General features: G+C 53.3%; 21 protein-coding genes and 1 pseudogene. 9 read left to right on the top strand and 13 right to left on the bottom strand.

Annotated elements, in window-relative coordinates:
- Positions 1 to 355: 355 nt before the first annotated feature.
- The 6 genes from MKZ35_RS19415 to MKZ35_RS19390 all read right to left on the bottom strand — a co-directional run bounded on the left by MKZ35_RS19415 (position 356) and on the right by MKZ35_RS19390 (position 8,072).
- Positions 356 to 1,384 (bottom strand): hypothetical protein, encoded by a 1,029-nt coding sequence (locus MKZ35_RS19415; RefSeq protein ID WP_482514899.1) that lies wholly within the window; start codon positions 1,382 to 1,384, stop codon positions 356 to 358.
- A gap of 870 nt (positions 1,385 to 2,254) precedes the next feature.
- Positions 2,255 to 3,397 carry a tetratricopeptide repeat protein gene (locus tag MKZ35_RS19410; protein WP_482514898.1) on the bottom strand — a complete coding sequence of 381 codons (1,143 nt, stop codon included), beginning with the start codon at positions 3,395 to 3,397 and terminating at the stop codon, positions 2,255 to 2,257.
- Between the two features lie 178 nt (positions 3,398 to 3,575).
- Positions 3,576 to 6,143, bottom strand: a complete 2,568-nt coding sequence (gene gyrA / locus MKZ35_RS19405; RefSeq protein ID WP_482514897.1) for a DNA gyrase subunit A — start codon at positions 6,141 to 6,143, stop codon at positions 3,576 to 3,578.
- 116 nt (positions 6,144 to 6,259) lie between these two features.
- Positions 6,260 to 6,505, bottom strand: coding sequence for a hypothetical protein (locus MKZ35_RS19400; protein ID WP_482514896.1), 246 nt, complete (start codon positions 6,503 to 6,505; stop codon positions 6,260 to 6,262).
- 81 nt (positions 6,506 to 6,586) lie between these two features.
- A complete protein-coding gene (locus tag MKZ35_RS19395) occupies positions 6,587 to 7,258 on the bottom strand; it encodes an HD domain-containing protein (RefSeq protein WP_482514895.1) in 672 nt (223 codons plus the stop codon).
- A gap of 55 nt (positions 7,259 to 7,313) precedes the next feature.
- Entirely contained in the window at positions 7,314 to 8,072 is a 759-nt protein-coding gene (locus MKZ35_RS19390) for a glycosyltransferase family 2 protein (RefSeq protein WP_482514894.1), read from the bottom strand.
- A gap of 120 nt (positions 8,073 to 8,192) precedes the next feature.
- Here MKZ35_RS19390 and MKZ35_RS19385 point away from each other — a divergent pair, with 120 nt between their 5' ends.
- Both MKZ35_RS19385 and MKZ35_RS19380 read left to right on the top strand, forming a co-directional pair.
- The gene (locus MKZ35_RS19385; RefSeq protein ID WP_482514893.1) at positions 8,193 to 8,492 is read left to right on the top strand and encodes a hypothetical protein; all 300 of its coding nucleotides are present in this window, start codon (positions 8,193 to 8,195) and stop codon (positions 8,490 to 8,492) included.
- An 83-nt stretch (positions 8,493 to 8,575) separates the two neighbouring features.
- On the top strand, positions 8,576 to 9,442 hold the full coding sequence (locus MKZ35_RS19380) for a LysM peptidoglycan-binding domain-containing protein (RefSeq protein WP_482514892.1): 867 nt from the start codon (positions 8,576 to 8,578) through the stop codon (positions 9,440 to 9,442).
- Between the two features lie 110 nt (positions 9,443 to 9,552).
- Here the strand turns inward: MKZ35_RS19380 and MKZ35_RS19375 are convergent, their stop codons facing one another.
- Positions 9,553 to 10,425 (bottom strand): SDR family oxidoreductase, encoded by an 873-nt coding sequence (locus MKZ35_RS19375; protein WP_482514891.1) that lies wholly within the window; start codon positions 10,423 to 10,425, stop codon positions 9,553 to 9,555.
- A gap of 121 nt (positions 10,426 to 10,546) precedes the next feature.
- On the opposite strand from MKZ35_RS19375, the gene MKZ35_RS19370 reads away from it, so the two are divergent.
- The 4 genes from MKZ35_RS19370 (at position 10,547) to MKZ35_RS19355 (ending at position 14,536) form a co-directional block, all read left to right on the top strand.
- Positions 10,547 to 11,410 (top strand): NAD-dependent epimerase/dehydratase family protein, encoded by an 864-nt coding sequence (locus tag MKZ35_RS19370; protein WP_482514890.1) that lies wholly within the window; start codon positions 10,547 to 10,549, stop codon positions 11,408 to 11,410.
- A 217-nt stretch (positions 11,411 to 11,627) separates the two neighbouring features.
- On the top strand, positions 11,628 to 12,881 hold the full coding sequence (locus tag MKZ35_RS19365) for a BaiN/RdsA family NAD(P)/FAD-dependent oxidoreductase (protein WP_482514889.1): 1,254 nt from the start codon (positions 11,628 to 11,630) through the stop codon (positions 12,879 to 12,881).
- Positions 12,882 to 13,167: 286 nt separating this feature from the next.
- On the top strand, positions 13,168 to 14,010 hold the full coding sequence (locus MKZ35_RS19360) for an alpha/beta fold hydrolase (protein WP_482514888.1): 843 nt from the start codon (positions 13,168 to 13,170) through the stop codon (positions 14,008 to 14,010).
- Positions 14,011 to 14,086: 76 nt separating this feature from the next.
- Positions 14,087 to 14,536 (top strand): PA2169 family four-helix-bundle protein, encoded by a 450-nt coding sequence (locus MKZ35_RS19355; protein ID WP_482514887.1) that lies wholly within the window; start codon positions 14,087 to 14,089, stop codon positions 14,534 to 14,536.
- A gap of 521 nt (positions 14,537 to 15,057) precedes the next feature.
- On the opposite strand, the pseudogene MKZ35_RS19350 reads toward MKZ35_RS19355, so the two are convergent.
- Positions 15,058 to 16,636: pseudogene (locus tag MKZ35_RS19350) on the bottom strand (DEAD/DEAH box helicase); the annotation flags it as partial.
- A gap of 608 nt (positions 16,637 to 17,244) precedes the next feature.
- Here MKZ35_RS19350 and MKZ35_RS19345 point away from each other — a divergent pair.
- Entirely contained in the window at positions 17,245 to 17,664 is a 420-nt protein-coding gene (locus tag MKZ35_RS19345) for an acyl-CoA thioesterase (protein WP_482514886.1), read from the top strand.
- An 8-nt stretch (positions 17,665 to 17,672) separates the two neighbouring features.
- On the opposite strand, the gene MKZ35_RS19340 is transcribed toward MKZ35_RS19345, so the two are convergent.
- Complete coding sequence (locus MKZ35_RS19340) at positions 17,673 to 17,978, bottom strand: helix-turn-helix domain-containing protein (RefSeq protein ID WP_482514885.1); 306 nt, start codon at positions 17,976 to 17,978, stop codon at positions 17,673 to 17,675.
- Entirely contained in the window at positions 17,959 to 18,309 is a 351-nt protein-coding gene (locus tag MKZ35_RS19335) for a type II toxin-antitoxin system RelE/ParE family toxin (protein WP_482514884.1), read from the bottom strand. The genes MKZ35_RS19340 and MKZ35_RS19335 overlap by 20 nt, the downstream gene beginning before the upstream one ends.
- A gap of 159 nt (positions 18,310 to 18,468) precedes the next feature.
- Here MKZ35_RS19335 and MKZ35_RS19330 point away from each other — a divergent pair, with 159 nt between their 5' ends.
- Complete coding sequence (locus MKZ35_RS19330) at positions 18,469 to 18,606, top strand: hypothetical protein (protein ID WP_482514883.1); 138 nt, start codon at positions 18,469 to 18,471, stop codon at positions 18,604 to 18,606.
- 11 nt (positions 18,607 to 18,617) lie between these two features.
- On the opposite strand, the gene MKZ35_RS19325 is transcribed toward MKZ35_RS19330, so the two are convergent.
- The 3 genes from MKZ35_RS19325 to MKZ35_RS19315 are packed head-to-tail and all read right to left on the bottom strand — an operon-like array spanning position 18,618 to position 19,824.
- Positions 18,618 to 18,884 carry a hypothetical protein gene (locus MKZ35_RS19325; protein ID WP_482514882.1) on the bottom strand — a complete coding sequence of 89 codons (267 nt, stop codon included), beginning with the start codon at positions 18,882 to 18,884 and terminating at the stop codon, positions 18,618 to 18,620.
- Entirely contained in the window at positions 18,881 to 19,078 is a 198-nt protein-coding gene (locus MKZ35_RS19320; protein ID WP_482514881.1) for a DUF433 domain-containing protein, read from the bottom strand. The genes MKZ35_RS19325 and MKZ35_RS19320 overlap by 4 nt, the downstream gene beginning before the upstream one ends.
- 59 nt (positions 19,079 to 19,137) lie before the next feature.
- Complete coding sequence (locus MKZ35_RS19315; protein ID WP_482514880.1) at positions 19,138 to 19,824, bottom strand: homing endonuclease associated repeat-containing protein; 687 nt, start codon at positions 19,822 to 19,824, stop codon at positions 19,138 to 19,140.
- Positions 19,825 to 19,924: 100 nt separating this feature from the next.
- Here MKZ35_RS19315 and MKZ35_RS19310 point away from each other — a divergent pair, with 100 nt between their 5' ends.
- Complete coding sequence (locus MKZ35_RS19310) at positions 19,925 to 21,616, top strand: UvrD-helicase domain-containing protein (protein ID WP_482514879.1); 1,692 nt, start codon at positions 19,925 to 19,927, stop codon at positions 21,614 to 21,616.
- Positions 21,617 to 21,640: the final 24 nt, after the last annotated feature.

The raw sequence follows: 21,640 nt of genomic DNA, 5'->3' as shown, positions 1-21,640 counted from the left end.
CTGTATCGGTCGCCGCTGGTAGGGTAGTGGGGGGCATTTCTGAGCGGGGTGTCATCCGTTCACTTTCCAATAGCTTCTGAAGGCTATCATTCTGGCTCTTTAATCTATCGTTCTCCCGCTGCATAGCCTGGGTGCTGTCTGATGGGGAAGAAGCGGTCGACTGTTGGGGTTCACAGGCCACAAAGACCGCTAAACTCAGGAGGGAAACAAGTACACGGGGAATTATGGATTTCATTCGAAGAGGTTAGGAGTTAAAGAAAAACATAATAATTTACTTAACATAATTTATTAATAAAGGAGAGTCTTCCTGTATTAATGATAACTGACAATAGGGCAGTAGTACGTATCAGCAAAGCTACCCGGCTAACTGCCTCCTGATTTTCTCTAAAAGTATACGTACAATCTCCACGTCATCCAGATCCTGAATGTTAAACTGAGTATCCATACCTGGTCCGGTGATATGGATGGAGAATGAAGGTGTTGAACTCGTATTGGTAGGTGCCGGTGCCGAAACTGGATTACTGACGACGTTCGGGGCGACCGCACTACTGGTAGCAACAGATGGAGTATTTGTCTGCACAGGCACAGGTGGAATCATCTCCCTGCTAAAGGCTGACGGTTCTCGTCCCGGTGCTTTAGGGGGCATGCCCTCAACCTCTTGTTCCAGATCGTCTGTGTCTAGTCCAAAGAGCGCAGATACGGCATCCCTGGAGGATACCTTTGGTACAAGACTCCCTATAGCGTTAATACTATTAGGAATACGTTTGGTATCTGCTTCGGAGGGTTTTATTGTAGCGGAGGTATCTGAGGCAACGGAGGTTTCAGTAGCAGGCGTTACCGGCCCCCGGAATAGATTCATAGGCATGTCCGTACTGGCTAGCTCACGCCGCGGAGGTTGCTGGGCTGCTAACTGATCGATGTCCGCTACCACATTGCGCTCATCCATCACTCCAACCATGCGGGCACCTTCCACAAATGCCTTTGCTACATTCTGAGCATTAATTTCTTCAACGCCGAATTCTCTGATCAGCATTACATCCAGCATATGCACTGGTAGCTCACGACTGCGAAACTTACGGCATATCTGGGTAAAGAGCGGTGGATGCAGAAATGCTTCTCTATGATATATCTTCTCCTCCTGTTTATCATAGGCATGTTTGATTCGACGAAACAAGTTCGTGGTAGTAAGTAACTCACGCTTGCTGGTTATAAGCCCAAACTTTACAGCTGAGCCTATAATTGCTTTAAAAGAGCCACTTACTTTTCTGTTGAGCTTACGAGCGCATGTCTCTATAGCGCACTTGCCACCAGTGTCATCAACTACTTCAGCGACTTCCCAGGCACTCAGGTAACTGGTGCGAGGATACTCAATGGTCTTAGGCATATAAGTGAGATGATATATATAATTAATGCGAGTACAAGTATAAGAAATATAAGTATAAGATATATAAGTATATAACAGTAGTACAAAGTATAAAAAAGTAATGCTATTTACTACTGTTATATACTATTTTGTGCTTTAATAGATTATCATAGAAATACTACCTTGCAAGTGTTTATAAATCAGTCTATACCAATGATATTTAAATACTAATCTAATGTCAGGGCCGGGCAGGAACGGATGGGAATTAACCAGGGGCTATTAGCGCAGTAGAAGCCCTACAATCGATTTATTTGCCTTGGCATAGATTATTCAAATCCAATTCCTAAGTGCTTATTAAAGGCCTTTAAAGAGAGTGTATCAGTAGGAGTGACTTAAGCTTTAAGAATGCCTGAACCTTAGCTTTGAAGGCGAATACTGATTCAGATTGTATATGATCATTAGTTACTGTTAAATAGGTTTTGATTAAGCGTGATTAAAAGCGTAAACCTTTTTAAGAAGCTTCAGTCACTGCCGTGACCTGAGTTTTAACTCTTCTAAGACATAAGTGTGTATAAGTCGCGTAGGCATTATTGGTTTTGATTGGTTTTGTTTACACATGACCAGACAAAGCTCATGACCAGACTTAGAGTAGCGCGGGTTTCAGTTTGCGTGGATTGTCAGTCACATTCTACTTTTTACTTATTACTTATTCCTGGCAATGGCATTAGAATCTGAATTGAGCTTACTGACAGCCACCAAATCCATAAGCTCTATTTGTCTTATAATTTATATTATGTTAAGTAGTGTTTTCAAAAAGTAGCCCGAGCACCACCTTGATACTCGGGCTACTGAATACTTACTCCCCCAATACTTACTCCCCGGAGTTGTGTTCTATTTCTTGAGTGTCTCAAGCTTCGAGTTCATTTTCTCTGCATCAGCGTTACGCCCTAGACGAACATATACTTTCTGCAAAGACGAAATGGTTGCCCGATCATCGGGCTGCAATTGCAACGCCTTTTCAAAGTGCGGCAACGCTTGCTCGAAATACTTCTTGCCGTCGGCTTCCAGCTTCTTGCCCGACTTCTGGTAGCTGGCCATGTCCATCTTGCTGGCCTTGGTGAAGTTCTCAGCCGCTTTGTTGTAGTTATACACGCCCATGTTGAACTGAGCGTCAAAGTTGTCTGGGTTAACCTCAACCGCCTTACGATAAGCGGCCAACGCTTGCTCTGGCTGCTTGTTCTGATCCAAAATGGAGCCTTTTACTGCATACAAGTTTGAGTTGGTCGGGTCAGCCGCAATAGCACGGTCGATTTTATCCAGTGCTTCCTTGCCACGACCCGCAGCCAGGTACATGTTCAGCTCTTCCAGCATAAATGCCTTGTTATTGGGATATGCTTGCAAAGCCTGCTGCACTACTTTCATAGCTTCAGCATCATTTTTTTCCTCGCGAGCAATCTGCAGCAAGCGGCCGTACATCTGCGGCGACTTATAGTTCATTGCCTGCAGCTTACTATAGGTAGCTTTGGCCGACGTAAAATCCTGCTTGGCTTCGGCTGCGTAAGCAGCGTACAGATAAGCAGTTGTATCCTGGGGCCGGATCTGCTGGGCCATTTGGTACGACTTGATAGCCTCATCGAAATTCTTACCGTTGTAGCTTTCTACGCCGGCGTTGAGGGCCAAGCCGTACAGATTATCCATTTTCGCGACAGCCTGTTTACCGAATTCACCGTCCTTACCATCCAACTCAATGGCTTTCTGATACGATTCAAAAGCATTTTTTGCTCCCTCACCAGCACCTAAGGCTTTGCCATAAATGGGGCTGGCAGCTAAGCCATCATAAATCTCGCCGCGCGTATACCAGGTTTTAGCCTTGGTAGAGGTTTTTGGATTCTGCACGGCCTTGTCGATCTCCGTACGGGCCTTGTCAAGCGTACCCTGACGTTGGAATAGAATCGCGTTGGTAACAGCCGAGTTTTGAGCTGAGGCAGTGTGGAGGGTGGCTGCAGCAACCAGGGTCAAAAGAATCTTCTTCATAGAGATGAAACGCAGGAATTAGGGTGAAAGAAAGGAATTGCTGCCCAAACGCGGAAAATCAGCGCTTGGTTCAGCCTTGGGTTGTGAGTAAAGCGGTTGAGAAACAAAAATGGCTGAAAAAAGACAGTAACGACAGAAAAACCATCATTACTATCAATTTTCAGCCACCAAAGTAAGCTTAGTTATCGCTAAGCTGCTCAGGATCAGTTAGTGTAGCTAAATCGGCTGAGGCATCGACATCAATAGGGTGAGCACTGCCAGCACTGCCGTCTTCCCCATTTCCATTCAGAATTTCTTCCTCCTTTTCCTCGGCAGCTACTTTAGCAACGGATGAAATTTCGTCGCCCGCACTGATCTTCAGTAGTCGGACACCTTGCGTGGCCCTACCAATGATGCGCAAATCAGCTACACGCAGACGAATAATGATACCTGACTTATTGATGATCATCAAGTCGTCCGTGTCATTCACGTCCTTGATGGCAACCAGCGCACCAGTCTTGTCTGTCACCTTCATGGCCTGCACACCTTTGCCGCCACGGTTGGTAATGCGGTACTCTTGCAGCTCAGAGCGCTTGCCGTAGCCGTTTTCCGATACAACCAGCAACTCCTGCGAAGGATCCGACACGCAGACCATACCTACTACGCGGTCATTGGCATTCGCTAAGGTGATACCACGCACGCCGGCAGCATTACGGCCCATAGAACGCACTTTGCCTTCGGGGAACCGCACTGCCCGGCCCGAACGTAAGGCAACTACAATTTCGCTGCTGCCCGTAGTGAGCTGCACATCCAGCAGTCGGTCGCCTTCATTAATGGTGATGGCATTGATACCCGCCGTGCGAGGACGCGAATAAGCTTCCAACGGCGTCTTTTTCACGGTTCCCTGCTCAGTGCAGAACATCAGGAAGGTGTTTTCCAGGTAATCCGGATCTCGCAGGCCCCGCACGTTCAGCACGGAACGAACCGAGTCTTCGCGGGGAATCTCGATCAGGTTCTGGATGGGGCGTCCTTTGGCGTTCTTCCCTCCTTCTGGCACTTCGTATACTTTCAGCCAGAATACCCGGCCCAGTTCCGTGAAGAACAAAAGGTATTCGTGGGTGGTCGCTACGAACAGATTAGAAGTAAAGTCATCCTGCTTGGAGGACGCGCCGCGGGAGCCAACTCCTCCCCGACCCTGCGACCGGTATTCGTCGAGGGCGGTGCGCTTGATGTAGCCTTCATTGGAGATGGTGATTACCATGCTCTCGTCGGCAATCATATCCTCCATGCTAAAGTCGCCACCGGCGTACTCAATCGCGGTCCGACGCTTATCGCCGTAACGCTCCCGGATATCGAGCAGCTCGTCTTTGATAATCTGCCGCTGCAATACATCAGAAGCCAGTACCGCCTTCAGGTGGTCGATCAGCTTCATCAGCTCATCATATTCCTGCACAATTTTGTCGCGCTCCAGGCCTGTAAGGCGCTGCAGGCGCATATCCAGAATGGCACGGGCTTGCACTTCGCTGAGCTTGAAGCGCTCGATAAGCTGGGCACGAGCTACCTCACCGTCGCGGGAACCGCGAATAAGCTTAATTACTTCATCCAGATGATCCAGGGCAATAAGCAGACCCTCCAGGATATGGGCACGCTTCTGCGCTTCGGCCAACTCATAGCGGGTGCGGCGCACTACTACGTCGGCGCGGTGCTCGACGAAGTAATGAATCAGCTCCTTCAGGTTCAGCGTCATCGGGCGGCCTTTTACCAAGCACACGTTGTTGACGCCGAAGCTGCTTTGCAGCTGGGTGTAGCGGTACAGGTTGTTGAGCACCACGTTGGGCATGGCGTCGCGCTTCAGATCGTAGACGATGCGCAGACCGTCGCGGTCCGACTCATCGCGCAAATCCGAAATGCCTTCGATGCGCTTCTCGTTGATCAGAGCAGCGGTTTTCTCAATCATCGAAGCCTTATTCACCATATAGGGAATCTCGGTGATGATGATCTGCTCCTTACCGCTGGGCAGGGTATCGAAGTGGGCTTTAGCCCGCATGACTACCCGGCCGCGGCCGGTTTCGAAGGCTTGCTTTACCCCCTCGTAGCCGTAAATAGTGCCCCCGGTCGGAAAGTCAGGAGCCGTAACGTACTCCATCAGCTCGGCGATGGTAATCTCAGCGTTGTCGAGGTAGGCAATGATGCCGCTGACCACCTCCGTCAGGTTGTGAGGCGCCATGTTGGTGGCCATACCCACGGCAATACCCGTGGTGCCGTTTACCAACAGGTTCGGGAACTTGGCCGGCATTACCGAAGGCTCTTCGAGGGAGTCGTCAAAGTTGGGCTGAAAATCAACCGTTTCTTTGTCCAGATCACCCAAAAGCTCATCGGCCAAACGCTTCAGACGGGCCTCGGTATAGCGCATGGCAGCCGGCGAGTCGCCGTCGATGCTACCGAAGTTGCCCTGCCCGTCGACCAGCGGGTAGCGCAGGCTCCAGTCCTGGGCCATGCGCACCATGGTATCATATACCGAGGAGTCGCCGTGCGGGTGGTATTTACCCAGCACTTCGCCCACGATACGGGCACTTTTCTTGTAGGATTTATTATAGGATACGCCCAGCTCGCTCATGCCATAAAGCACGCGCCGGTGCACGGGTTTCAAACCGTCGCGCACATCTGGCAGAGCCCGGGATACAATAACTGACATCGAATAGTCGATGTAGGCCCCGCGCATCTCATCTTCAATGTTAATCGGAATGATCTTTTCGCCTTCCGCCATAGAGAAACTTAAGTAAGCCTAAAAAAGCCCCCCAGGGGGCTTTTTCGGCACCAGTGAATGAGTACTTTGTGAAGCCCGCAAGTTACGAAAAAAGGCCCGTTTTGCCTAATTCTGGCCTATTTCAGCGGCTTGCTTTTGTCGGCTTTGCGGCGCTTGCTGTTACCCTCGTTGTGGACCTTGATTTTCTCGCCAATAGCCGGGTTTTGTTTCTTAAAAATAGGTTGGCCCCGAAACTTACTGCCCTCATGAAAATGCACTTTGCGCGTGTGACACGACAAAATGGGACAGGTACGACACGAGGCAGCGGCGACCAGCAGAAAAATGGCCACCACAAACCGAACATAGAGTAAACGTAGATTCATGCCCTAAAAGTAGCGGTCCGTAGCGAGTTATCGCTGCCCTTATTCACGGGCAAACCAGGATGAGGGAACTTGCCTTTTCCTTTACGGCTTCATCACAACGTCCTTACCCTCCCACTCGCGCAGGAATTGGACAAGGAACTGCTCCATAAACTGATGCCGTTGCTTTGCTACCGCACGAGCCGCCGGTGTCTGTAGTCGATCTTGCAGATGCAGTAGCTTTTCATAAAAGTGGTTGATAGTGGGCGCGGTATTCTGCTTGTAGCTCTCGAAGGAGTCGTGGGCGACAGGCAGCACAGCGGGGTCGTGGAGCGGACGACCTTTATGGCCTCCATAGGCAAAGGCCCGCGCTACCCCAATGGCACCAATAGCATCGAGGCGGTCAGCATCCTGCACTATCTCCCCTTCCGGTGTGCTCATGGGCGTGGGGACGCCCACTCCTTTAAAGGAAATTTCCCGAATAATGACTTCCACGCGCTGGATAACAGCTTCCTCTACGCCCAAACTCTCTAACCATTCTCTGGCAGCACGAGGTCCGGCTTCCTCATCGCCGGCGTGAAATTTCCAATCGGCTACGTCGTGGAGTAAGGCACCTAGCTCGGTCACGAAAGGGTCGACGCCGGGTGTTTGGGCGGCAAGCGCCTGGCTCGTGTGCCACACCCGCTTGATATGAGCCCAATCGTGCCCAGAACCCTCGTTTAGAAATTTTGCTTCAATGAAGTCAACCGTCCGAGTAATAGCTTCTTTGTTATTCAAATGTGTATTATATACAAATGTTTAAAAAATGATTTACGCCCTGTCACCGGCGAAATTAATGCTCCGGCTCAACAATACCTAAGGCCCGCAGCTGGGGGGCATATTTAGCGTAAATCGCCCGCAGATCCTGGGTGTGCTTATCCCCATCTACCCCGATGCTTACGTTGCTGGTATGAAACCGGTGCAGGTGGTTGATGTGGGGCGAGACAACCGGCAAATGGCCCGCCAGCAGAAAGCGGACATATAAGTCCAGGTCTTCGGCCATGGGCAACTGCCAATCGTAGCTCCCTACCTGATCAAACAGACTCCGGCTATAGCATACGTTGCCTTGGATGAAATGCTCAGCCCGAAAAATGGCCCCCAGCATATCAACCGGCGAATCAAAGCGCCAGGCGTAGTAATCTTCGTTGGGTAGGTAGCGCCCATCCTGGTCAATGCGCAGGAAATCGGCGACAAACCAGGGGGCGGCGGGGTGGCGCTGCACCAGGTCGGCATAGTGATAGAGCGTGCGCTGAAGCAGAATATCATCGTCGTCGAGGGGCACCAGCCAGGCATCGGGGGGCGTTTCGCGGATAATACGGTTGCGGGCTTCTCCGGCCTTTAAAGGTTCGGGATAGCTCCAGGTGCGCAAATTCGGCGTATCGACTGCGGCCTGACGGAGCCACTCGCCGGTGCCGTCGGTAGAGCCGTTGTCGTAGATGAGATGATCGTATGAGAAGTCGAGCGGAGCGCTGATGCTGGCCTGTACGCTGGCCACCGCTTCAGGCAGATACTGGCGGCGGTTGTGGCTGGGAGTAATAACGGAAAAGTGCATGGCTCTCTATTCTGGATTTTGCCTTAAAAAGTTACCCGCGCCGGCATAAAAGCTCAACTTTCCGCCAGCGGCTGGCGTTCAGCAGCAATAAACCCCTCGTTTTTCTGCCCTCCCGCTTTTATGCCCAGATTCGTAGTTAGCTTGCGGCTACCCGCGTTGTTCAACCAAGAGTTTATTGCGCTCATTCCATCGCATTGGGCGCTTATTCAGCAGCTTATTGAGGACCACGTAATTGAGACCTATGCCATCAGCGCCGACCGAACCCGGGGCTGGATCACCATCAACGCAGACGATGCGGCGGCGGTGCAGGCAGTGGTGGAGCAGTTTCCGCTGTATTCCTTTATGACGGAGGTTGAAATCGATGAGCTGTTTATTTTTGATTCTGCTAAATCCCGCTTCCCCCGGCTCAGCCTCAATTAACAAGCTAACACCGCAGTAGCGTCAGCAAAGAATTTCATTACCCATTTGGTTTATCCATTTGCAAAATACATACTCAGTTGCTTATGTTTTCAATTCCTTGGCTTGTAATGCCGGTTGCCAGCCTGTTAGCTCTCTATTCTATTTTCCTACCTACCGTCGCATCGTCGCCCCCGGAAAGCATGACTACCGAGCAGCTCGTTTCGCGGCTGCGGCTGGCTATTGATAATTTAAAGACACTGCGGTGCACCGTGCACGCGCAGGAACGACTAGGCACCAAATACACCCAGGCTAACTCCACGATGAAACTGGGGTATGCTCCCCTGCGGATATTTCTGCGTAATAAGAAAGGCGTGGAAGTGCTTTGGGTAACGGGTCAGAATGACGGCGACGCGTGGGTGTATCCCAATAGCTTTCCGTACGTCACGCTCAGCCTTGACCCGAATGGCACCCTAATGCGCCGCGGTCAGCACCACAGCGTGCTGGATGCGGGCTACGGGATGATTGCGGATATTCTGCGCGGCTCCGCCCAGCGTCCCGATCGGTCGTACGAACGCTCATTCCGCTACACCAACGATACTACGGTAGCGGGCCGGCCGTGCTACCAGCTCCGCTCCGACTTTCCCAAGTTTCGCTACGTGGCGTATACCGCCGGCAAGGGCGAAACCGTAGCGCAGGTTGCCGACAAATTTGGCTGCGGTGAATACCGTATTATGGAGAAAAACGGGGTGGCCGCCGACGCACCCATTTCCACGGGTAAGGTGCTGCAAGTGCCGAACAGCTACGGCACGCGCACCCTTATCTGTGTTGATAAAAAGCTGTTTTTGCCGGTTCTGGTGCGGACGGAGGATGATAAAGGCCTGTTCGAGGAGTTCAAGTTTTTGGATCTGGTGGCCAACCAGCCTATTTCAACCCAGGAGTTTACCAAGGGTTTTAAAGACTACAATCTATAATTCCACGCAATCCAGCATAGCATTTGACGTGCGAGAAAAAGCCCCCCAGATAATATCTGGGGGGCTTTTTAGTGTAGCCAGGCAGTTTAATCGAACTTGTACTTCCGAACTTACCGGCGCATGGCCTTCTCGATTTCGTCCCACATCGGGGCCGGGATCAACTCCAGCTTATTGAACTCGCCGGCTCCATTAAGCCACTCGCCCCCATCGATGGTGACCACTTCGCCGTTCATATAAGCGGAGAAATCGGACACGAGGTAAGCAGCCAGGTTAGCCAGCTCCTGGTGGTCGCCTACGCGCTTGAGCGGCACGGAAGCGGCCGGATCGAGCTTTTTGGCGAGCGGCTCGGGGAATAAGCGGCTCCAGGCGCCTTCCGTGGGGAACGGGCCGGGCGCAATGGCGTTGGAGCGAATACCGTACTTGGCCCACTCAACGGCCAAAGAGCGCGTCATAGCCAGTACGCCGGCTTTAGCCGCCGCCGAGGGCACCACGTAAGCCGAGCCCACGGAGGCATAGGTAGTCACAATGTTAAGAATGGTACCGGGCTTTTGGTCGGCAATCCAGCGTTTGCCGAAGGCGAGCGTGCAGTTGTAGGAGCCGCGCAGCACGATGTCCACAATGACGTCGAAGGCTTTGTGGCTGAGGCGCTCGGTAGGCGAGATAAAGTTGCCGGCGGCGTTATTCAGCAATACGTCGACGCCCCCAAACTCGTCGATGGTGCGCTGCAACATCGCTTCCACTTCATCATACTTGCGCACGTCGCACTGCACGGCTAATACCTTACCGCCGGTTTGCTGGCGCAATTCGGCAGCGGTTTTTTCCAGCACGTCCAACTTGCGGCTGCTGATGGTGACATTGGCCCCCAGCTGGAGAAAATACGTGGTCATGGCGCGACCCAGGCCGGTGCCGCCGCCAGTCACGACGATGGTTTTGCCTTGCAAGGCATTGTCACGAAGCATGGGTTGGGTGTAGGGAGCAGACATAAAGCGTTTGGTCGAGGTTAGATGTAAATAAAAGGCGAAGCCAGGAAAGTCACAAGAACGGGAATTGTCGGTTGAGGTAAGCCGCTTGGTCGGTAATGATTTTTTACCACCTTTGGTCTGCATGATTGATTCGTTTCAAAGTCTTCGTCCGACGGTGGCCGTGCTTGGTTGCGGCTGGCTGGGGTTGCCCCTGGCGCAGGCTCTCGTGGCCGAAGGTTACTCCGTGGCCGGCACCACCACCACGCCCACGCGCGTACTCACGGTGCGCGACGCGGGCATTCGGCCGTATTTGCTGAGTCTGGGGGGCAAATTCACGGCCACCGACCGCGACACCCTTCACACCTTGCTCAGCGGCACCGATGTATTGGTGCTCAACGTGCCCCCGCGCCGGAGCGCTACCGCCAGCGGCTATTCAGGTCTGCTACATCCCGTAGCGGAAGCGGCCAAGGATTGTGGAGTTGGTCACGTGTTGTTTGTCAGCTCGACCAGCGTATACCCCGACGAACCCCGCGCCATGCGCGAAACCGATGCCCAAGCTGCCTCAGACGCTGCCTCTGATATGCTACGGGCCGAAGCTCTTTTTGCCCCCCAGGATACCAACCCTGACCAAGCGCATAATACCGTGGTGCGGCTGGCGGGCTTGTTTGGTCCCCAGCGGCCGCCCGGCCGGTTTCTGGCGGGCCGTCATGATGTGGCGCAGGCTAGTGCCCCCGTCAACCTTATTCACCTCACCGACTGTGTGGGTTTGCTGACCACTATTATTCGGCAGCAAGCCTGGGGACACACCTTTAATGCGTGCGCCATTTCCCATCCCGTGCGCGGCGACTTCTATCCCAAAGCAACCCGGCATCTGGGATTACAGCCGCCTGTTTTTGGTCAGGATGACGCGCCGGGGGGCAAAATCATTGATAGCACTTTGATTCGGCAGACCCTGGGGTATCAATTTAAACACGACGATATCGAGGTGGCATTGGCCGCCTGCTAGCTCAGCGCCTGCCAGCTCTAAGCGTGTGTACGGAAAACTTCCAGCACGTCATGCTGAGCTTGTCGAAGCATCTCTACCGCTTCGCTGAACCGCCCAAACAAAGCAGTAGAGATGCTTCGACAAGCTCAGCATGACGTTTCAGCGTTGTTTAGTTTAGATTACTTTCTGTACCCGTCCTAAGAGAGATTTAAGCAGGCGGGGTTCGTACCTTTGGGCTGTGCAAACTCCTTCTCATTCCAACACCGTAGCCGTGCTGGGCGGTGGCGCGGCCGGCTTTTTCGGGGCCATTGCCTGCGCCGATGCCAACCCCCGCCTAACGGTTTATCTCATCGAAAAAACCGGTAAGCTGCTGAGCAAAGTGCGCATCTCCGGCGGCGGGCGCTGCAACGTAACCCACGCCTGCGAGTCGCCGACCCAGCTGGCGCAACACTACCCGCGCGGGGGCAAGCAGCTCAAAGAAGCTTTCCGCGAGTTTGATGCCCGCGCCACCATCGCCTGGTTTGAAGCGCGCGGCGTGGCACTCAAGACGGAGGCCGATGGTCGCATGTTTCCCACCACCGACTCTTCCGAAACCATTGCCCAATGCCTGCTCGACGCGGCGCAGCGGGCCGGCGTACGCATTTTACAGCAAACTAACGCCGACGAAATTGCCCCCCAGCCCGGTGGCGGCTTCCAGTTGCGGCTTACCGGTGCCCACGCCCAGCAGATGTACGTTGCCCGCCTGCTCATTGCTACTGGCGGCGCGCCTAAGTCGGAGAGCTACGAGTGGCTCCGGCAGCTGGGGCACACGGTGGCCGAGCCAGTACCGTCGCTGTTTACCTTTAATGTACCAGAGTCGCCGCTGCGGGAGCTGCCGGGCGTGAGCGTGCCCAACGTGCGTGTGCGAGTGGCGGGCGAAAAGCTGGAGTATGAAGGCCCGATCCTGGTAACGCATTGGGGTGTGAGTGGCCCGGCTGTGCTTAAGCTTTCGGCTTGGGGTGCTCGCCGCCTGCATGAGCTACAATATGAAAGCACGGCGCTGGTGAGCTGGGTGCCGGCCCATACTGAAGAAACGCTGCGCCAGTGGCTGCACACCTTCCGCGACCAGAACGGGCGTAAAACAGTAGAGAGCAACCCCTTATTTGGTTTGCCCCAGCGGCTGTGGCGTACCCTCACCGACCAGGCCGGCATCAGCCCGGAGATGCGCTGGAGTGAGCTGCCCGCCAAGCTGCAAAACCGCCTGATTGAAAGCCTACTCCGCACGCCATTGCCCATGCGGGGCAAAACCACTTACAAAGAGGAATTTGTGACCTGTGGCGGCATTGTTCTCGGCGAGGTAAACATGCATACCATGGAAAGCCGACGGGTGCCAGGCCTCTACTTTGCGGGCGAAGTGCTTGATATCGATGGCATTACGGGCGGCTTCAACTTTCAGGCCGCCTGGACTACCGGGTATCTGGCTGGCCGGGCAATAGGAGCCGGCAATTCTTAGCTGCCCGTACTGTCAAGCGAGCGGTTCGCGCTTTCATCGTATCAAATCAGTTTAACTCTATAAAACAGAGTCAGATACGTTGACCATTGCAGAGCTGAACCGTAACATCTCAATTTTTTATTCTACCCCTGATTGGGGCGCTGTTGTCTTGTAAGCGCTTATTGCATCCACTATTCCGGTGCAACGAAAGTAGAATGGGTGCGCCTTTATCTTTTGATAGCGAATCATTACATATTTTAGCAGGAAAGTACCCGCCGGCACTGGGTCATCTGGTTTGCATTGGATTATGGATGCACGCATACGAAACAACGTCAAGGTTATTGGTCAGGGCAAGCAGACGATGGTGTTGGTCCACGGCTTTGGCTGTGATCAAAATATCTGGCGCTACATCACGGCGGGCTTAGTAGCGAACTACCGACTGGTGCTACTAGACCAGGTAGGCGTTGGCAATTCCGCTCTCTCAGCCTACGACCCGGATAAATACGCTACCCTGCACGGCTACGCGGCCGATATTGTGGAGGTGTGTCGCACGCTGGGCCTGCAGGATGTTATTCTGGTGGGTCACTCCGTGGGAGCCATGATCAGCGCCCTGAGCACGATTCAGGCGCCGGATCTGTTTTCAAAGCTGATTCTCATTGGCCCCTCCCCTTGCTATATCAACGACCACGACTACTTCGGAGGATTTGAGCGCGCTGCTATTGAGGCGATGCTAGACCTGATGAACCAGGATTTTCAGAGCTGGGCCAACACGTTTGCGCCCTTAATCATGGGTAATCCCGAATGTCCTTCTCTGGCGCAGGAATTAATGGAGAACTTCAGCCGCGCCGATAACGCCATTGCCAAGGAGTTTGCCAGGGTCACCTTTCTGTCGGATAACCGCCAGGATCTGCCCAGGGTGCTCCCCAAAACGTTGATTCTACAGTGCTGCGCCGACATAATTGCGCCCGCCGAAGTAGGCGCTTTCGTGCACCAGTCCATCCCCGATTCTACGTTGGTAACCTTGCGGGCAACCGGCCATTGCCCCCACTTAAGCGCCCCCATCGAAACGCTGGCAGCCATAGAAACCTTCCTGCATAGCGCAAGCTCAGATGCTCCCAGCTACTCCAGCGCCGCCAGGTGGGCTAGTTAGTCAAATTGCAACCTTGCGGGTATGGACACAGTAAAGCAGTACAGTTACTGTTTTACCACTCCCAACCCTACTCCTCATGGATTCCAAAGCAACCCAAACCCTGCTCAACGAACTCGTTCAAACCCTGAAAGACGGCGAAGTTGGCTACGCCACCGCTCTCACCGACGTAGAAGATCAGGATCTAAAGGACGTCTTCAAGAAATACGCCGCCCAGCGCGACGGTTACCTCACCGAGCTGGAAGACCAGATGCACCAGCTTAACCTGAAAGCCGAGGAAGACACCTCCATCACCGGCACTGTACACCGCGCGTTCATTAACATCAAGGCTGCCATCACCAGCAAGGACCGCGAAAGCATCCTCAACGAGTGCGAGCGTGGCGAAGATTACGCCGTAAAAGCCTACCAGACGGCTTTGAAAGCGGAAAGCCTCCCCGGCCAGCTGAAGTCTATCATCGAGAAGCAATACCAGGGCGTGCGTGAAGCCCACGACACCATTAAGTCGCTGCGCGACGCGAGTAAGAAGTAGTACTGGTTTCGTCACCACAAAAAAAGCCCCCAGACCAACGTCTGGGGGGCTTTTTTACTTAAAGTAGATTCGCCGTGTGATCAGCGAAAGCTACCTGGAGGCTTGATCTATTCGTCGAAGTCGCTAGTGCTGCGGGGCTTGTAGCCGCCGCCGGTGCTGCCAGCGTTGCCAGCCCCACTGTCGCCATCACGCTTGCCTTTGTAACCGCCGCCGTAGCTGCTGCTGCCGCTGCTGCCGCCGTCGCGGTTGCCTTTGTAACCACCACCATAGCTGGAGCCACCGCGGTTGCCGCCAAAGCTGCTGCCGCCACGAGCACCACCGCCGTAGCTGGAACCACCTTCGCGACGGTCGCCACCGCCGTAGCTGCTGCCGCCACGGTTGCCACCGTAGCCGGAGCCGCCTTCGCGACGCTCACCGCCACCGAAGCCACCTGGGCCACGACGAGCAGGACGATTCTCGTTGGCACCGCCGAAGCCGCCACGACCACCTTCCTGCTTGGCATCACCTTCCTGCACGGGCGTAGCCACGTTAAAGGCCACCGGCCGACCATTGATGCTGGCCCGACCAAGGTTGGTAACGATTTCTTCGGCAAACTCCGAAGGCACTTCTACGAAGCTAAACTTGTCGTACAGCGCGATGTCACCTACTTTACCAGCAGTGAGGCCCGTGCTCTCAGCAATCAGGTCAACGATATCACGGGGGTGAATCCGGTCCTTCTTGCCCATGGTTACGAACATGCGGGTGTAGCCGGGGCGCGGCGCGGCTTGGCTACGACCAGCGTCGAGGCTTTGCTCCACGCGCTTCTCTTCCTTCATGCTCATTTTGAGCAAGGCAGCGGCAATGTCAAGCGAGGTAATTTCTTCGCTCTGATCTAACAGACGCTGCACGCGGCCTACGTACTTCTCCAGGTTGCCTTTTTCAATGACATCCTTGATCTGAGTCAGGAACAGCGTGGTTTTCACCTCGGTCACATCCTCAAACGACGGAACGCGTTCCAGTTTGATGGTAGCCTTGGTGAAGCGCATGATGTCGCGCAACTTGTAGATGTCGCGGCCACTCACGAAGGTGAAGGCGCGACCCGACTTACCGGCGCGGCCGGTGCGGCCGATACGGTGCACATAGTACTCCTCGTCGGCGGGCAGGTCATAGTTGATGACGGCCTCCACATTTTCCACGTCGATGCCGCGGGCAGCTACGTCGAGTGGCCACGAGGATTTCCAGGGTGCCTTTGCGGAATTTGTCCAAGGTGTTTTGACGCTGCTGCTGGCCCATGTCGCCGTGCAAGCCTTCGGCGAAATAGCCTTTAGCTTGCAAATCGCCCACGATTTCGTCTACCATGCGCTTGGTGTTGGCAAACACGATGGCCGACTTCAGATTGAACATGTCAATCAGGCGGGTAAGCACGTCTTTTTTCTGGGGACCACGCACCTCGTAGTACGACTGCTCGATGTTCGAAACAGTCATTTCCTGGTGGTTGACCTTCACGATCTGCGGATCTTTCTGATACCGCTTCGTCATGTCCATGATGGGCTTGCTCATGGTCGCCGAGAAGAACACCGTCTGGCGCTCCTCGGGCATTTTCTTGAGCACCGTCTCGATATCCTCACGGAAACCCATGTCCAGCATTTCGTCGGCTTCGTCGAGGATGATCATTTTGCAATGATCCAGCTTCAACGTACCGCGCTCCAGGTGGTCCATTACGCGGCCCGGCGTACCAATTACGATCTGCACACCGCGCTCCAGGGCGCGAAACTGCCGGTCGTAAGACGAGCCACCGTAGATAGGCACTACGGCCAGACCTGACTTATACTTACCGAGCTTCTGAATTTCGCCCGAAACCTGCACGGCCAGCTCACGCGTGGGGCAGAGTACGAGTACCTGAGTGTTGCGCGAATTGGTATCAACGCCCTCAATGGCCGGGATACTAAAGGCCGCCGTTTTGCCGGTACCCGTCTGGGCCTGGCCAATCACGTCGCGACCTGCGAGCAGCGCGGGAATTGCCTCTGCCTGAATCGGCGAAGCCTCTTCGTAGCCGATTTCGGTAATCGCGCGTTGCATTTCTGTCGATAACGACAGTTCTTCAAATTTTACTTTTTCCATGTTGTCTTTAGATGGAATGAGATGAACTAGCTCTGAAAACAGCAGATTCAGCGACGTTCTTCACCCACACTCTCAACAACGACAAGCGACGGAAGCAACGGACGGAAGACGGTGACGGCCAGAAATTTACAAAAAGCAGCCGTAGCTGCGCGGAACGGGGCCATTCTCAAATGCGGGTGCAAAGATACGATTTTATTTCGTAAAAAAGCCCCCCAGTGACAAGATTAGCTCTCTTAGCTAGCCTTGGGGGGCAAATTGAATGGTACGCCAACGTTCGGCTGACCCTACTGTGAGGTGCTATAACACGTTTTAAAAATTCACGTTCCGCTATAATCAAATTCTATCTATCAGAAGATAGCAGCTGATCCTAATGCACGTAGTAGTAGCTATTTAGGATTAAGATAAAATTACGTTTCGTTGCTTTCCCGGTGTGGCCGCTATCCCGAACGCTACCGGCCCGCCGTTCCTTTCCTTTGCGGCATCGCTGCCAGTTATATGGTAGAGACGCAATATTTTACGTCTCCTCGTTGCTGACGGCGAACTGTTCAACGAGGAGACGCAAAATATTGCGTCTCTACCCCGTACGCTAATTGCAAAACCGCTCCACCATGTCCGAACCCACGCCTGCCTTCCGCTTTTCCCGCCTGCTTACCGTCGTTGCGTCTGACATCGACGAGCTACACCACGTCAACAATGTGCAGTACGTGCAGTATGTGCAGGACACCGCGGCGGCGCACTGGCTGACCGCCATCCCGAAGGGCGAGCGGGAGCAATATATCTGGGTGGTGCTGGAACACCGGATCCGCTACCACAAGCCCGCGTTTCTGGGCGAGGAGCTGCGCTGCACTACCTGGGTGGGTGAAGTGCGCGGGGCCCAGTCTCAGCGCTTCGTGCGCATCGAGCGGGCCGCCGATAATGTGCTGCTCTGCGAAGCCGAAACCCAGTGGGTGCTCCTGGACCCGCAGACCCAGCGCCCGAAGCGGGTGGAAGAGGCGGTGAAAAAGCGGTTGTGGGAGCCGGTGGGGTGAAAAGAGTTTTAGAGCTTAATTGATAGCTCCAAGTGACCGCCCAAGCCGAGTTCAACTATTTTTTGCAGCGTCGAAATGCGAGCCTCTTTTATGTTATTCTCAATCTTTGAAATGTAAGATTTTGTTGTCCCTACTTTTTCGGCAAGCTCCTCCTGCGTTAATCCCTTTTCAAGTCGGGCCTCGTGGAGTAAAGCTCCGATTCTGAAATTTTGGTACCCTGCTTCGAGCGCATCACGTTTTTCAGTCCCACGCTTCCCGTAGTTCTGATCTTTGAACTGCTCCAACGTGACTATATTATTTTTCTTCGCTTTCATACTCGCTCTTTATTTTAAGTGCTCTTTCTATCTCCTGCTTCGGGGTCTTCTGGGTTTTCTTTTGAAAGCCATTAGCCAATACTACTAACTGACCCTGGTCGAAGAAGCAGAAGATGCGAAAAATGTCGCTGCCTTGCTGCACCCGGATTTCATAAAGCCCATCCGTATTCTCAAGGTGTTTGAGGTAAGATTCAGGCACTCTTGGCAGGTCTTCCAGTAGGTCGAAAGTCCAGATGATTTTATCTTTCACCTTGTCCCGCTGCTTCTCAAAGAACTCTTGAAAGTAATTCTTATAAAAAACGATAGTTCGGTGTTTCTGCCTTTCGTTCACAAAGCAAAGGTAAAAAAAGTTGCCCGAAAGTGCAACAAAACTTCATAGTTGAACCAAGATGCACGAGTTTGCTGGTCCAGCGAAATATGGGCAGCCTCCTGAAAACAGCTTTACCCTACGTGCGGTGGGGAAGGTTGTGGGGCCCAGTCCCAGCGCTTCGTGCGCATCGAGCGGGCCGCCGATGACGTGCTGCTCTGCGAAGCCGAAACCCAGTGGGTGCTCCTGGATCCGCAGACCCAGCGCCCGAAGCGGGTGGAAGAGGCGGTAAAGAAGCGGCTATGGGAGCCCGTGGAGTGAAGCGTGCTATACTATCTCCATAAGGCTTCAAACTCTCGCTGGTCAATTATAAACTCTTTGTATTCCTCAAACTCTAACGAAACTTCTGAAAGCCCTCCAAATTCGTCCTCTATATAATTTAAACTATATTTTAGTTTTCGCCCATTTTCAAAAGCTTGAATTTGACGCAAAACCTCGCCGTTCTTGTCTACTTCAAAATAAAAGGTTGAGGTTCCCCAAGAATCCGACAATGGGTTTCCTGTGCCTTCATCCCAAGGTCTTCTGTAATAAATCATCATAGCTTATTAGCGATTTCGAGCGTCGCAATAGCCTGTTTTCTGGTAACCGTCGGGAAGTCATCTAAAAACTCTTCCATCGACACTCCAGCCTCCAGATGATCGAACAGCGTCTCGACAGGAACCCGTGTTCCTTTGAAGACAGGCTGTCCTCCTAGAATGTCGGAGTCGGTGGCGATAAGGTCTTTCAGTTCCATATAGAGGGGTTGAAAAACGAGTAGTAGGTCATGAATTTCCCTTGATGTGAGAGCTTTTGCTAAGCTTCGTATTCTAAATTCCCTTTGGCAAGATTATGTTTTTTACAGAGCACTTGAATATTATTTAAAACTGTTTCTCCACCCTTAGACCAAGGAATTATGTGATCAAAATGAATATCATCTCCGGTCACAGTAATACCACAAAGTCTACACTTATTTCCGTCTCTCATCAATACTTGAACTTTTAGCCTATCATTTGGAAATCTCTTTGTCTTATGCCTAAATGAAATTTCACTTTCTTTATTTATGTGAGAAACTATTTCTGCGTCCGCTATCTCTTGATTTGTATTTACTGACTTTACATGCTCGATAAATGCTTCAAGACCAGCTCTGAAAGTGTCAAATTTATTGATATATACACTAGGAGAAAACTTTGAAAGTGGGCGTTTCATGTCTCTAAACAGTGGTTGTCTACCTAGTTTTATCCACACTTCTTCAATATTTTGAAATAATTCTACTTCTGAAGGTTTATGTTTTAATACAAAATCTAAACCGGCTATTTCTAATGCCTTATTCCAACTCCCAAATCTCACACCGATTGTTCCAGCAGTATATTTACCTCCATTGCTTTCATATTTTCTAGATGAGATCTTATTAGATCCTAGAATATTAGCAACTCTTTTTAAATCGTCAAGTAATTTAGCGTCCGGAATATTTCTATTAAATTCTTTTAGATGAAATTTCATAGTTGTGTGTGAAACAGTAATTAGCCGCAATTTACCCAAACAATCTGCATTCCATCACTTCCGCTTTACTTTTGCAGTACAGCCCTCCGATCCTCCCCAAATGCCCTCCACCTTCCGCATCTACTCCTCTTCTGCCGGCTCCGGCAAAACCTATCAGCTCACCAAGGAATACCTGAAGCTGGCGCTGGGGTCCGATGATCCGGCGTACTTCAAGAGCATTCTGGCCATTACGTTTACCAACGACGCGGCCGGGGAGATGAAGGAGCGCATTATTGGGGCGCTGCGGCGGTTTGCCTACCCCACGGAAGAAAATCAGGACGATGCGCTGCTGCGCGATATTGCGGCGGAGCTGGCGGCTGAGGGGCAGTTTTCGCGCCTTGCTGCTACGCCCCAGGAGCAACAGCAGGAGCTGCGGCGGCGGGCGGGCGCCACGTTTCGACTGGTGCTCTACCACTACGCCGATTTTGCCGTCAGCACCATCGACTCGTTTGTGCAGCGCATTGTGCAGGCTTTCACGCGGGAGCTGGGTCTGCCCGCCACCTTCGAGGTAGAGCTGGACGGCGACGCGGTGCTGCAAAGCGCCGTGGCCCTGCTGCTCGACAAAGTAAACCGCGACCCCAACGCGGCCCTGCTCTCCCGCTCCCTGGCCGACTACGCCCTGAGCAAAGCCGAGGAAGGCCGCAGCTGGAACACCCTGCCCGACGAGCTGGTGCAGTTTGGCCGCTTCCTGCTCTCCGAGCCCGTGCACGAGGCCGTGGAGCAGCTCCAGAAGATGTCGCTGCAGGACTACCGCCGCCTGCACGAGACGCTGCGCAAGCGCAAGGAAGCCATTGAGCAGCAGGTGCAAGCCGTGGCCGTCCGCGCCCTGGCTACCCTCGACGCGGCCGGCGTAACCGACGCCGACTTATACCAGGGCAAAAGCGGCATCATCGGCTACTTCACCCGCTGGGACGAGCGCTTGCAGCCCGACAAGGAGGCCAACAGCTACGTGCGCGCCACCCTGGAGCAGGACAAATGGTACAGCGGCAAAGTAAAAACCGCCGCCGACAAGCAGCGCGTCGACGCCGTGAAGTCGGACCTGACGGATGCTTTTGTGGAGCTGGAAACCCTGCGCGCCACCCTCCTACCCGATTATGTGCTGGTGAGCGGGATGCTGCCCTACCTGTTTCATGTGTCGCTGCTGAGCGAGCTGAGCAAGGCCGTGGACCAGCTCAGCCGGGAGCGGGGCGTGGTGCTCATCGCCGAGTTCAACCGCCGCATTGCCGGCATTGTGCTGCGCGAGCCGGTGCCGTTTCTTTACGAGCGCCTGGGCGAGCGGTATCTGCACCTGCTGATTGACGAGTTTCAGGATACGTCGGTGCTGCAATGGAACAACCTGCTGCCGCTGGTCGAGAATGCCGTGGCGGGGGGCAATTTGAGCCTGGCCGTGGGCGACGCCAAGCAGGCCATCTACCGCTGGCGGGGCGGCGAGATGGAGCAGATTCTGCGTTTGCACAAAAAGGAGACGGAGTACCTGTACGGCCGCGTGGCTGATGACGAGCTGCGGGGGTTATTGGAGGATCGGTATTTTACGCTGGATCAGGCGTTGGAGCCGCAGAATCTGAACGTTAATTACCGCTCGGCGGGGGGCATTATTGAGTTTAATAACTCGTTTTTTGAGTTTGTGAGTGAGGGGCACACGGGGCTGCCGCTGGTGGGGGGCATTTATGATAAGGATTTTGGGCAACGATTGCCTCACCCCCCGGCCCCCTCTCCCGCATTCCGCGCATCAAGCGGCGAAAGGGGAGCCTGACGACTGCAACGGGTTCTTCTAATG

The organism is Hymenobacter sp. R533113 (assembly GCF_056835965.1).
The sequence above is the reverse complement of the archived record's forward strand: the minus strand, read 5'-3'. Positions and strand labels throughout refer to the sequence as shown.